17 protein-coding genes are annotated in these 11,835 nt (G+C 61.0%); all 17 read right to left on the reverse strand.

The features are described 5' to 3' along the window. Nucleotides 1–91 precede the first annotated feature (91 nt). The 17 genes from ACTV8E_RS05945 to ACTV8E_RS06025 all read right to left on the reverse strand — a co-directional run bounded on the left by ACTV8E_RS05945 (nt 92) and on the right by ACTV8E_RS06025 (nt 11,817). Nucleotides 92–2,251: a portal protein gene (locus ACTV8E_RS05945; RefSeq protein WP_443198854.1), complete on the reverse strand. Its 2,160-nt coding sequence runs from the start codon at nt 2,249–2,251 to the stop codon at nt 92–94. Then, complete coding sequence (locus ACTV8E_RS05950) at nt 2,244–2,612, reverse strand: hypothetical protein (protein ID WP_443198855.1); 369 nt, start codon at nt 2,610–2,612, stop codon at nt 2,244–2,246. The genes ACTV8E_RS05945 and ACTV8E_RS05950 overlap by 8 nt, the downstream gene beginning before the upstream one ends. Then, nucleotides 2,609–4,195 carry a terminase gene (locus ACTV8E_RS05955; protein WP_443198977.1) on the reverse strand — a complete coding sequence of 529 codons (1,587 nt, stop codon included), beginning with the start codon at nt 4,193–4,195 and terminating at the stop codon, nt 2,609–2,611. The genes ACTV8E_RS05950 and ACTV8E_RS05955 overlap by 4 nt, the downstream gene beginning before the upstream one ends. Before the next feature lie 44 nt (nt 4,196–4,239). After that, nucleotides 4,240–4,815 (reverse strand): hypothetical protein, encoded by a 576-nt coding sequence (locus tag ACTV8E_RS05960; RefSeq protein ID WP_443198856.1) that lies wholly within the window; start codon nt 4,813–4,815, stop codon nt 4,240–4,242. After that, a complete protein-coding gene (locus ACTV8E_RS05965; RefSeq protein ID WP_443198857.1) occupies nt 4,812–5,051 on the reverse strand; it encodes a hypothetical protein in 240 nt (79 codons plus the stop codon). The genes ACTV8E_RS05960 and ACTV8E_RS05965 overlap by 4 nt, the downstream gene beginning before the upstream one ends. Continuing rightward, a complete protein-coding gene (locus tag ACTV8E_RS05970) occupies nt 5,048–5,512 on the reverse strand; it encodes a lysis protein (protein ID WP_443198858.1) in 465 nt (154 codons plus the stop codon). Before ACTV8E_RS05970 ends, ACTV8E_RS05965 begins: the two co-directional genes overlap by 4 nt. Further along, nucleotides 5,509–5,700, reverse strand: coding sequence for a hypothetical protein (locus tag ACTV8E_RS05975; protein WP_443198859.1), 192 nt, complete (start codon nt 5,698–5,700; stop codon nt 5,509–5,511). The genes ACTV8E_RS05970 and ACTV8E_RS05975 overlap by 4 nt, the downstream gene beginning before the upstream one ends. Further along, entirely contained in the window at nt 5,697–6,164 is a 468-nt protein-coding gene (locus ACTV8E_RS05980; protein WP_443198860.1) for a lysozyme, read from the reverse strand. Before ACTV8E_RS05980 ends, ACTV8E_RS05975 begins: the two co-directional genes overlap by 4 nt. Beyond that, nucleotides 6,161–6,373 (reverse strand): hypothetical protein, encoded by a 213-nt coding sequence (locus tag ACTV8E_RS05985; RefSeq protein ID WP_443198861.1) that lies wholly within the window; start codon nt 6,371–6,373, stop codon nt 6,161–6,163. The genes ACTV8E_RS05980 and ACTV8E_RS05985 overlap by 4 nt, the downstream gene beginning before the upstream one ends. A 517-nt stretch (nt 6,374–6,890) precedes the next feature. Continuing rightward, nucleotides 6,891–7,949: a hypothetical protein gene (locus ACTV8E_RS05990; RefSeq protein WP_443198862.1), complete on the reverse strand. Its 1,059-nt coding sequence runs from the start codon at nt 7,947–7,949 to the stop codon at nt 6,891–6,893. 48 nt (nt 7,950–7,997) lie between these two features. After that, entirely contained in the window at nt 7,998–8,600 is a 603-nt protein-coding gene (locus tag ACTV8E_RS05995) for a hypothetical protein (protein WP_443198863.1), read from the reverse strand. Between the two features lie 132 nt (nt 8,601–8,732). Next, nucleotides 8,733–9,167, reverse strand: coding sequence for a RusA family crossover junction endodeoxyribonuclease (locus ACTV8E_RS06000; RefSeq protein ID WP_443198864.1), 435 nt, complete (start codon nt 9,165–9,167; stop codon nt 8,733–8,735). Continuing rightward, nucleotides 9,167–9,709 (reverse strand): HNH endonuclease, encoded by a 543-nt coding sequence (locus ACTV8E_RS06005; RefSeq protein WP_443198865.1) that lies wholly within the window; start codon nt 9,707–9,709, stop codon nt 9,167–9,169. Before ACTV8E_RS06005 ends, ACTV8E_RS06000 begins: the two co-directional genes overlap by 1 nt. After that, on the reverse strand, nt 9,702–10,340 hold the full coding sequence (locus tag ACTV8E_RS06010) for a hypothetical protein (RefSeq protein WP_443198866.1): 639 nt from the start codon (nt 10,338–10,340) through the stop codon (nt 9,702–9,704). The genes ACTV8E_RS06005 and ACTV8E_RS06010 overlap by 8 nt, the downstream gene beginning before the upstream one ends. Continuing rightward, nucleotides 10,237–11,154 (reverse strand): DnaT-like ssDNA-binding domain-containing protein, encoded by a 918-nt coding sequence (locus tag ACTV8E_RS06015; protein WP_443198867.1) that lies wholly within the window; start codon nt 11,152–11,154, stop codon nt 10,237–10,239. Before ACTV8E_RS06015 ends, ACTV8E_RS06010 begins: the two co-directional genes overlap by 104 nt. A gap of 72 nt (nt 11,155–11,226) precedes the next feature. Beyond that, a complete protein-coding gene (locus tag ACTV8E_RS06020; RefSeq protein ID WP_443198868.1) occupies nt 11,227–11,421 on the reverse strand; it encodes a hypothetical protein in 195 nt (64 codons plus the stop codon). 39 nt (nt 11,422–11,460) lie between these two features. Further along, on the reverse strand, nt 11,461–11,817 hold the full coding sequence (locus tag ACTV8E_RS06025) for a hypothetical protein (RefSeq protein ID WP_443198869.1): 357 nt from the start codon (nt 11,815–11,817) through the stop codon (nt 11,461–11,463). Between the last annotated feature and the right edge of the window lie 18 nt (nt 11,818–11,835).

Consider the following 11,835-nt stretch of genomic DNA (forward strand, 5'->3'; position numbering starts at 1 on the left):
GATGGCGTCCAGCAGGTCGCCCCAGGCTGTCGCCCGCCCCTGCAGCCGGTAAACGACCTCGAGGGCGGTGACTGACTCAAGGTCGGTGCGCTCAGATTCCCTGCGGCGGGCCAACAGGGCCTTGAGGGCTTGCCAGTCCGGGCTGTTGGTGGACTCCAGCCGGGCCAGCACCCGGTATTCCTCCTGCGACAACTCCATCCTGCACTCCCATCATCTGCAATCTGCCCAGAAGGGCCTGTATCTCCAGCATGATCTGCTGGGTTTCCGCCTGCGCCTTCTCGGCGCTTGCGTGTTTCTGGGCGGTCTCGGCTTGCACCTTGCCCGCCTCGATCTGGGCCATCTGCTGTTGTTGCTCAGCCTGCTGCTTGCCCTGCTGCTCCATGCGCGCCTTGATCGCATCGTCATCTGGGATAAGCCCGGGCATATCGAGCTGGTCAGCGATACTGCGCAGCAGCTTGGCGCGACCATCCACACCGATAATTTCCATGTCGGTCGGGTTGGTGACGGCGGCCAGGAACTGCTGGCGAGCCTGCTGGGTTTGTTCGCGCAGCAGCATCGCGCTGGCACCGCGCGGCACCACCCGGCAATCGCCTTTGATCGACATATCGTTGCTGTAGCGCATGTTGAACAGCCACAGCGCGTTGATCACCCGGCGCGTCACGCCTCGGTCAATGTGCCGAATAGCGTCCTTGATGCCCTTGTTCGCCGACTCCATCAGCATCGACAGCCCGCCCATGGTGGCCCCGGCGCCGCGCGCCTTGTCGCTGCCGTAGGCGTAGCGCGGAATGTTGGTGGCGTCGTCAGCACGCTGCTCCCACTGGCTGTACACCTGCATCAGCTCGCCGGCGCGACTGTCCGGCTGGAAGAAACGAATGGCCGGCTGCGGGCTGCTGGTGTTGGTGCGGTCGGACTTGGTCCGCCAACGCTTCATTGGGAATATTTCGTTCGGGTTCTCTTCCGGGGCCAGGCGATCTATGTTGATTTCGATCTGCGGGCCGCTGGCGAACGCCATGTTGTTGGCCTGGGCACGGGCCACGGCGCAGCACATGTCCTGAATGTCAGCCATCAGCTCAGGAATGCCGAGCCCCCAGAAGCTGCCCGGCACCAGTTGAAAACTGGCCTTGTGATAAGGCCGCTCGCCCATCGGGCTGCGGTTGATCACGCAACGAATGACGTTACGACCAATCAGGATGGCGTCGATTTCGTACTCGGCCAGCGGGTCGTCGATCTGCTCGGGCGTCATGCCCCACTGCAGCAGCATCAAGCCTTGGGCGCTGCCCCAGTAGTGCAGGCCTTCGATGGTCTCGCCTTGGTTGTTCAGCCAATCGCTTTGGCGATCCTCGAGGCGGGCGCGCTCTGAGTCGGTGGCCAGCCACTCGCGCAGGCCGCCACGGCCGTGCTCGGTCAGCACCTCCTGGAGTGCATCTTCGCTGTAGCCGGGCACGCCACGCAGGCGGTTAAGCATCGAGCGGGTATAGCGCTCGCGCTCGATCAGGAAGGCGCCGTCGTCGATATCGGTGGAGTCGGGCGACGGGTAGATATCAAACGGCGACACTCGGGCAAACTGCGGCTTGATCGACTCGACCTCAGTCATCTGCCAGCCTTCCATCCAAGCCAGTTCAGTCACTCGCTGCAGCAGTGGACCGCGCATCAGGGCGGCCGGATAGGTCACAAAGTCATCGATGAATGACTCGAGCGCTTCCTGCCAGCCACCTTCAGTCAGTTGGTCATCAATAACCTCTTCGTGCCGATCCGCGATATCCCGCGCCCGGGTCTGTGCCTCGCGGCGGATCAGCTCCTCGATATCCTGCTGGCTCTTGCCCTGGGCGGCCTCACCGAGCTGCTGCATGAACATGTGCAGGTATTCCGGCGGAATGTCAGCAACTGGCGTTGGGTCCAGGCCCCACGGGCGACCACTGGCCGGCATCAGAATGTCGCGAATCCACGCAGCCGCCGCGCGGCACTTGGTGGTGGTGATCTTCGGGTACAACTCGCTGCCGCCCTCTTCGCGAATGGCGCGCAGCTTCGCCTCGTCGTAGACGCCCTTCTGGCGGCGTGCACAATCCAGCAGGCGCTGCTCGATGGGCTGCTTGGCGGTCTTGGCGGCCTCGAAGCCGCGGCGGATATGTGCAGCCAGCGAGCTTTCCACTGACTGCATGCGGCGAATCTCGTCCTGGCGCTGCTGCTCGGCGGCCTCTTCGGCTACCAGCGTCGATGCCGGCTTGAAGCCCATCAGTCCGAGGTTAGACATGCGCGCCACCATTCATTTGTGCGTAGACGGCCGATACCTCAGCCATGCGGCCGGCACGGCGCTGAATCGCGGCATGGCGGATGCCCTGCAGGTTCTCCAACAGGTCACGCATGTATGCAGTGGGCCCTGCGGCAAACTCGGCCAGCTTCACGCGGACCTCCGCACCAAATCCGCCCGGCAGCTCAAAGCGGAACCGAATGGCCGGGTGCTCTTCGAAGTGCTCGACCAGCAGCTCGTTGTCAACCTGTACAGGCCCGATATCGGCGCGCACGCTTGGCGACGGCACGGCCAGCACGGCCAGCTTCGAGGCGATAAAGTTCGCCACCTGCGCGCGCTCGAGGGTGATGGTGGTCGTGCTCATGTGTGTGCGTTCCAGTTGCGGCGCCCACGGGCGCTGTTGGGTGCTTGCGGGGTGCTGACTGTTCCCGTGGCGCGCTCGAACAGGCCACAGCGGGCCAGCGTTTCGAAGGCCTTGGCGCCGTGCGACGCCCAGTCATGCCGGGGGGTTTCGCGGTAGACGCCCAGCCTCTCGTCCCAGTCCTTGCGGTAGTTGTCCAGGCAGTCGACCAGCCGATCAACGCCGACCACATCCTCTTCGGCCGCCTCGTTTTCAGCGAACCAGCACATGGGCAGAAACTGCCGTACCGCCTCGATGCCTTCGGCGTGATTGCTGATGCGCGGAACGATCTCGAAGCGGATGCCGTACTGCGCGGCGGTTTCGATCCGCGACTTGCCGGTACCCAGCTCGCGAACGGCCAGGTCGTGCGGCCCGTAATGGCCGCCGTAGTTGTAGCCCTTCTTTCTCAGCTGCTCGGCGTAATAGCTGATGCCTTCGCCGCTGTGCTCCAGGTAGTCGATCACATGGACTTCGCGGCCCACGACTTGGGCGAACGTGATCGACATCGCGTCGCTCATGCCCAAGTCCCACGCGGTAATCACTGGCAGCGCCGGGTTGTACTTCACGCGGGAAGTGATGCGGCCATTCTTGCGCAGGAAGCGCATCTGCTGCATGTAGTACGCGCCTTCGACAGACTGGGCGAATGCCTCGTCCGGGGTCGACGGGTACTCCCGCTTCATGTCGTCCTTGAGCGTCTCCGCCTTCTTTGCGTACCAGGCTTGCTGTGCCGGCGACAGCGTCACGCCGTGCCTGGCCTCCAGCTCGCTGAAGTAGTCGTATAGCCAGCTCGGGATAGAAACGCCGGCCGGATTTAGTTGGTAGCCCGGCTCATCCCACCAAGGGAAGAAGTGGAACTGCCAGTCCATTTCAGTGGGCTCTTTGCCGCTATCGAGCAGCTTCTGCGCCTGCTGGCAGTAGTCGAAGAAGTAGCCTTGCCGCCCTTCCGCCGTACTCTCCAGCGTCACCTGATTACCAAGGCCGACCGCTTCGAATGCGCCGGTGACGATCTCCTTCGCCTTCTCAGGGTACTTGCGGCAGATCTTGCCGAACTCACTGACGTGCAGTCGCTGCAGTGTCCCGCCCCGGTAGCTGGTCGATACCTTGATGCTCGACCCGTTGTCGAAGACGTAGGCGTCGCCCTTGTCATTGCTGGTACCCGGCAGGCGCATATTGATCAGCTTGAAGATCGCCCCCCAGGCGGCCGACTGGCGCAGCTGGTCATAGGCAAACTTGATCTTGTTCCTGAAGATGTCCTGCGCATCGATCAGCGTGTGGGCGATACAGCCTGCTGCAAAGTTGGCGGTGAACAGGCAGTCGTCCAGGGCGTCGATCATCTCAAACGTCGTAAAGCCCAACTGCCGGGCCTTGAGGATGACGTTTCGGCAATGGCCCTCAATGAACCGCTGCCGCTGCTGCTTGTTGGGCCGGAACAGACGGACCTTGCCGTTCTTGTCCTTGATCTTGTACAGCGCATTGAGCCGGTACCACTTATTGCCCAGCGCCTTGATCAAGTCCTTCTTGTCTGTGAGCGTGCCGTCTCGGTGCATCCTCAGATATCGGTCACCAATGGCAACCATGACGGCGCGGGCGCTCACTCTTCTGCTACCTCGGCCAGCAGCTCATCCAGCGACTTACCTGCGGTCTTGCCGGCCCCTTCGTCGTCCAATCCGTAGGCCTGGCGTTCCAGGCGGATCGTGCGCTCCAGCGCCATGGTCGCATTGCCCAACGTCTTGCCGGCGTAGTCCAGCGGCGTGTCGATTTCAGCCGTGTCACCACTCTTGAGCTGAACCGTGATCGTTCCCCGGGACAGCTGAGTCTCCAGCTGATCCATCAGGGTTTCGGCCAGGGTCTTGGCCTTGCGCAGCAACTGCTGGTGGCCACGCACAATACCGGCGCCGACCTCGGCCGCCTGCTCGACGACTTCCGCATCGGTCTCGGCCTGAACGATCTCTTGCGCAATAGCGCGGCCAGTCTTCTCCCGCACCCGCTGGCGAATCTGCTCGGACAAATCGCGCGTCCAGCCGCCATCGGCTGCGCGCTTGCGGATCGCCCCTTCGGAAGGCCCATGGATACGTGCCAGCTCGCGGTTACTGTATTGGCCAGTGCGGTAGTCACGCTCGACGGCGGTCCAGTCGTAGCGCGTGGCGCGAGGTTTTTTAGCTGTCATGCCTCGCTGACCTCTTGCAGCAGGCGGTAAACCCCGCCAGTCAGAGTGATGCAACCGGACATGGCCGCATATGAGCGAGTGACGAACATGTCGGGGCCGGACTCCACCGAGCAAAAGGCAATCGCCCGAATGCCGCCCTTTTCGATGGCGTCGGCGGCCTCACGCAGCGAGCACGCCATTTCCAGCATGCTCTCGGTGACAGCAACGGGCGGGACTTCCAGCTTCTTGACGGTCATAGCAGGCAGATCCCAGTCACGTACTCCTGCAGCCCCAGGATCATCTGCCGGCTCAGGGCGAGCTCGTCGCGGAGGGCGTGATAATCCTGTCCAGCGTTTGGAGTGAGTTCGGCGGCGCCTGCATCATCCAGGCGGGCGGCGCCGGCGGCGTCGGGCACTGCGGGGCAGGTTGCGTTGACGCGCAGCCGCTGGCTGCCAGCAGCAACAGCAGAGCGCTGGCGGTCGTTTTCGGCCTTGGCATCGGTCAGTTCTCGGGTGTGATGGGTGTCGAGGTCTTCGGCCTTGTTCGCCAGTTCACGCTGCAGGCGCAGAGTGTTGGCCAGGCCGTCAGCGCGGGTCGTTTCCTGCTGATGGTCGGCCTGGGCTTGGGCCAGCGCGGCGGCTTTGTCGCCGTAGGCGTCGTAAAGGCCGTAAAGAGCGAGCATCAACAGAGTGCAGGTAATCAGCAGGAAGCGGATCATGGCTGCCTCACCTTCTGCTTATGCTTCACCTCTTCCGCAATTGCCCGAACTTCGCTTTCGGTCAGCCCAGCGCCCGGATTCAGCGCTTCGGACAGCCACGACAGCGCTCGAACGCCGTCATAGGTGCCGCATGGATTGCGAGAAGCCTCGTCCAGCGTCTTGGCCTTGCGCGGATCTAACTGGCTCACAGCCCCACCTCGCACAGCTCACGCTCAGTAGCTCGGCGCTTGACCAGGCCAGACAGCTGCTTCCCTCCGGCATACACCCAGCGGCTCAGTTCAGCGCATGCCCCGGCCGCGTCACCAGCATTGAGCAGACGCAGAAGCGTTGACCGGGCAAATGCACCGGCGCCCACGTTGTAAACGAAGCTGGCCAGCGCGGCCCGGCGGGTATCCGGCTGCTCATGGACCGCCAGACGATCAACCGCGCCCATGGCTTTGCCCAACTCTTCAGCCAGCAAGGCATCGCACTCCGCTTCGGTGGCGGCCTGGCCCAGCTGCACGCCGCTCGTGATGCCATCGCAGATTGTGGGAATGCCCACCGGATCCAGGTATGTGACCAGGGAGCGACCCTCGAACCAGGTCACAACAGCACCCGCAATGCCCAGGGCGCCGGTCAGCGCGCCAACGATAATCCGCTGCTTCAGGCTCATTTCCGCTTGTCCTTGCCATAGCGCAGGTCGCGGAACATTTCCCGGTACTTAGGCGCCAGCAGCAGGATCTGCAGGACCATATACAGCGCAGTCAGCATGTAGGCCACCGCCGACCAGTCGATCGCGCCGGTCGCGCCAGTGGCAGCTACACCAATGGCAGGTGCGGCCTTGGCGGCTGCGACAACGGTGTCCTGGGCAGCCTGGCTCATGCTGGAACTCCTCGCTGGGGCGTCATGCATGGCAGCCTCCAGATGCAACAAAGCCCGCACGCGGCGGGCTTCTGTAAATGAGGCCGGGCGAACCCGGCGGTTGGTGCGTCGTCTCCCGACGATGCAGCGGCTACGCCTCCCGGCGTTGCCTTGGCGCGTCTCACGACGAGGCCAGAAACACAAAGGCCCCGCATACCTGCGAGGCCCTATCAATCTGTTGGGCGTCTTTCCGCCCTGTCCGCCACATGAAGCCTAGCGCCGACACCCATCTGCATCGGTCTCGCCAGAGTATCAACGCACCCGTCCCGAGGTATCCAAGGAGCCAAGGACTGCGCGAGCTGCCGGTGTTTTCTGTGACCACCCCACCGCCGGCCGAGAGTGTCCAGGTTATCCCGAAGGCCGCCCTGACTGCGGTACCGCTATCCAGAAACGAAAAAACCCGGCACTTGGCCGGGTTTCTGTGTTCGGTGCGCAACTTCGCACAATGGAATTACTGTGCCGGAAGTGGCACAAGGGGTCAAGCTTTGGGCTTGACCAGTACCAAATCCTCTTCGTTCACCCCGTCTTTGAAATATATTTCTGGTGTTGAATCCTCAGGAATTCCCTCAAGCAGCAGCGCAGCTTTAGCTTGATCGAATGCAGCGCGAATAGAGTGACCAAAGCCAATTGCAGAATAAAACTGAGCCGAGAAGATTCTTGCTGCTTCGTCGCCAATTGAAGTATTCATCCCGATTGCTGCTTGTATATGCTCCGAGCATGCAAGTGCTTGATTGTAAGACGAGCAGGTGTTGAAAAACACCAGCCTCACTGAGTCAGCAAACAATGCGAAAGCTTTAGCAAGACCTTCCACCGCGACAAATTTTGCATTCCCTAAATCATCTTGGAGCACTAGCTCATCTTGCTCAGAACCGTGTCCACTGAAGTGCACGACGGTAGGCTTTAGTTCATTCAAATGCTGAAGAATATCGCCCGGACGCAAAGCCCATCTTGATTCCAGCTTTACAGAATCACGATGATCAGAAAGTCTGATTTTTTGCTGGATGGATCGGACCTCTTCATCCAGTAACAGGCGACTGCCGGAATCTTTTGCGGGATCCGTGGCGAAGAACGCGACGACGATCTCCTCCGGTAAAGCCCTCAACATTTCAATCTGAGCAGCTGTTTCAGTGTGCAGCCGCTCATGTCTTGTGAGGCCGCTGTTAATTTCTTTCATTTGGCGTTCATGAGCTTGCGCCATGCGCTTCTGCTCCGCGACTTTCTTTTTGTGCTCGCGATCTTCTTCTTGACCCAAGCGCTTTTGTGCCGCAATCAGTTTCTTTTGCTCAGCTCCGATTTTCTCTTCTAGCTTTCCCATTTCTTTCTGAGCTTTAGCTTCGTCATTGGCATAGCGCTGCGCTTCGTTGAGCTTCAACTTGATGGTTGACAGTGTTTTTGTTCGTCCGGCTGCAGCTTTTGCATCTAACGATTTCATACTGGCCGTCGCCGCTTTAGAAGATTCCTTCGCTTTTTGTTGTTGCAACCGGGTAATGGTTTCTTGGATTTGTTGAGCTTGCCGCCGGCACGAATCGATACTCATATGCACTCCACTCCATAGAATCAAATTGACATCAGCATCCTATGGCCTTCAAGCGGCTGTCGCCATACCTGATTCTTCGAGCAGTACCTCAGCCACCGGCCTTAGAGCCTGCCAATCCAGCCGATCACAAACCCGAAACAGCTCCTGCACAATCCAGCCCCACTCACGGCTCCAGTTGCGCCGATCCAACGTGACACTGTGCTGCTCCTGCAGCCAGGCACGAAACAGTCGCGGCGCTTCCAGCGGATCCGGATTGCCCATTCCGCCCTGCACCATGCGCCGGTACCGAAACAGCACTCCCCGCGCCACCCAATAGGCCGCTTGCTGCTTCTCTTCGCTCAACTGGTCACGCTTGCCCCAGCTCAGCCAGACCAGCTCATGGGCAGTCTCCAGCCACAGGTTTGATTCTCGCGTACAGACCTCAGGCGCATACAGGTGATGCCCGAAACGCTGCAACGGTACCGGCAGGCCAGAAATCGCATGCTGAAACTTCCCCGCCAGCACCTGGTGTTCAATCTGTTCCAATGACCGATCCAGCTCGGTAAACTGCACCCGCCCCCACATGGCCCTGTCTACCAGCGCCTCCAGCGTGCACCTACCCACCTGATAAAAACTGTCGTGCCAAGCCTGGCGCGCACTGCGTAGCCTCATCCCATCCCCCGCGCACAATGCGAAAATGCGCGCCGTGCGTGATTCGCCGGCGCCAAGATCAATTCCAAGCCTTAGCTGGTACGCGGCCGCGAACCGTGCGTACCTGCGTACCGTGTTGTTACGCACCCTGCGTCAGCGGTGCCCGCTGGCCATCAACGGGACAACGCGCACCTCAACACGGGGCATTTCGTCGTAGCGCTTCGCCAGGGAAACGTTCACCACCTGGGTGTCGTCTCGCCACAGCACGCCATTGAGGGCATCGCAGATAGCCTTCAGGCAGTTATCGGCGTCGCACTTTACGGTGGGCATGACATCGCCCTCGAGCGCAGCAGCACGCTTCTTCTTCGACCAGGACGCTGGCACCGGGTGCATCATTCGCATTTCCAGCAGCACAGGCCCGGTGATCAGCTCTCGCCCCTGCATGGCTTTTTCAGCCTCGCGGGCTATTAGGGCCTCGTACTCTTCCGTTTTCTTTGGCGTGTACATGCGCACGCCCCTGCCCGTTCTGGCGGCTCGCGGACGCCCTTTGCCTTGCGGGGTTCCTGGCACAACAAATTTGATGGTCATCAGAGCGTTCCAAACTCATGCAGGTTGCGCTTCGCTGCGACATACGCGGCAGAAGCCTCTTCTGGAGTGGCGAACTGGCCGAGCCAGCGCTTTTTGCCACCAGCCTGAATTTGCGCCCTGTAACGCCCGTCTTGAAACGAAACGCCAAGGTGCCCAGCTGCATTGTCTGTTCGTGGCTTTCGCATGTTCTGATGGTTCTGTGCGGTCGTAACCAGGCGCAGGTTTGCCCAAGCGTTGTTCGAGCGATCTCCGTCGATATGATCAACTTCCAGCTCTGGCCAGGAGCCTGTCATGAGGGCAAAAGCGATTCTGTGGGCTGGAACCGCCCGGACGCCGGCAATACCAACTCCAATGTACCCATGCGCTGTCTTGGCCCCGGCTACCTGTCCGACCCTGCCCCTCTGTCCTCTTCGCTTTTTCCAAGTGAGCAGACCTGTTCCGGGGTCATACGCAAGGAACTCTTGCAGCATCTCGATCTGGACTCGCCCCTTGCCCTGAGGCTCGCCCGGCACCGTAAACACGACTGGTTTGAAGTCAGACATGCACCTGCCCTCCCCGTCGAATGCTCAGGCTCGCCAACAGCGCCTCACGGGCTGCCTGGCCGCACTGCGGAATGCCTTGCTTGGCGATCCGCGCTTGCAGCAGCTGCTCGGCTTGTTCGTCTGCCAGTTCGGCAACGGTCTTCTGGCTGTCGTGGCCGATGGCTGCTTGCACTGGCGCATCCAGCGGCAACCCATCGCACCAACGCTGAACCATGATCAGGTACGTGCTCTGGAACCGGCGGCGCAGTGCTGCGTCTTCCGTCCTGCCGTGACGCAGGTCGAATATCCCCGTGGCGTTGGCTGCGGCTCGCACGACCTTGTTTCGATAGCTTCCGGTCAGCGCACGGTGAAATGCATCGTCAACTGCGGGCAGGCCCAGAGTCTCCGGAGCGGGATTCAGGCACATGGCGCGGAATGCGGGCGCGCTCGGTGGCCATTCATCACCCTTGTGCGCCACGGCGTTGAGCCCGTGCGCCAACTGCTGGCCGTTCAAGCCCTTCAGCGACGATGACCATGCCCCAGCAGGGTCAGCCTTCTCGCCAAAACTCGACGTCCAGCGGTGGCCGTACATCTCCGCCATCTTCATCCAGAGCCGCTCCAGCAGCCTGTCGGGCAGCTTCTGCGGCCTCATTGGCTGCACGTACTCGATCGACGGCTGAAACACTACGTGGTCGATCAGTGCGCCGAGGGGCTTGGGTTTGTCGTCCGTTGGCTTGGTCATGGCGGTGCTCCCGTTTCAGGTGCTGGGCAAGCGCGTGCTCCCAGCGGGCTTGGGTTCGTTGTTCGTCAGGGGTTGCAGCCCAGAAGGACTTGAATTCGTTCAGGTGCTCGGGGTTGAGCTCGACGCTGGCCAGGCCGTTCATGGTCATCACTGCCTTGAAGCTGTTCTGGTTTGGCTCCCATGCCGGGTGCATGGCGAACCTGTCGCGTGGGTCATGTGCGCGTGGAGGTGGTGGTATATATCCGGACATCGGAGGTAGGGTGCTGATCCCGATTTCGTCTGTTTCTGATCCGGTTGTTAATGCGTCGTCGTCTGAGCTGTAACCCTCGCCGTTACAGGCTTCCGGCTGGTTGTCATCCGGTTGCTGTTCGGGTTGTTGATGTGGTTGCTCATTGGTTGCTGATCGTTTGGACAAACCATCACGGGTCGCCAGTGGCAGCTCGAAAACCATGGGACCGACAGTGATCAGAACGCCCAGCTTCACGAGACGATCGATAACGGAACGCACTCGCTGTCGGGTTGGTGATCCCGACTCGTGGCGTCCTCGGCACGGGGCCACGTACAGCACTTCGCGCAGCATCTGCTCGCTGATGCGCCGACTTATGCCAGCGATACCGGTTCGGTAGTCCATCACACGACGGATCGCGCAGTAGGCCAGGAAGATATCCCCCGGCTCCTCTACAAGAGCGCCCCACTCGTCATCATTGATTTGGAAACTGGGCATAAGCCGTCCTGTTGTACCGGCCCTACTAGGGCCTTCCAAGGTGTAGCGCCCCGCTTGTGCGGGGGTTTGGGCTTATCCCTTCACCAGCACCAGCCGGCAGCCGTTGGCAGATAGCGTGTAGAGCTGTCGCTGCAGGTTCTCCAGCGCTACGGCGAGCAGCGCCTGGTCAGTACTGCATCCGCGTCGCGCAGCTTCTTGTTGCAGGGCTTGCCGTTCCGCAGGGTTCAAATGCGCCTGGGCGGCATCACACACTTCGCGTGAGAACATCGAACGTCTCTCCTTGCACTACGTGCTTATCAGGGCCTGTCAGGCTCGTTTGGACTTGCTCACACTCGCGGCGCCTGACTGCTGCTTCACCAGTCCTGCCAGCACTTCACCCAGCCGACCCGCGTCCAGTTGCTCACCCTTGAACAGCGCGGCCAGTGCATGCGCCTTTTGCTGCAACACAAGGGCCGCCAGGATCTGTTCCTTCTGGCTCCCCTGCTGCAGGCGGTGGCCAATGAACATGCAATCCCGCGCATAGCCCGTCAGGTTCTCGGAATGGCTCAGGCGCGCGGCCTTGATCAGCTCAAGGTGATCATCTGCACACACTCGCAGCTTGATCTCCTCGGTCAGATGCGTGCCTGGCGCCTTGCGGCGGCGGTCTTCGCGGAGTTTTGTCATGGGGGGTTCCTTGAAAGG

The sequence above is a fragment of the Pseudomonas sp. B392_1p genome, from assembly GCF_052245235.1.
Lineage (GTDB): Bacteria > Pseudomonadota > Gammaproteobacteria > Pseudomonadales > Pseudomonadaceae > Serpens > Serpens gallinarum.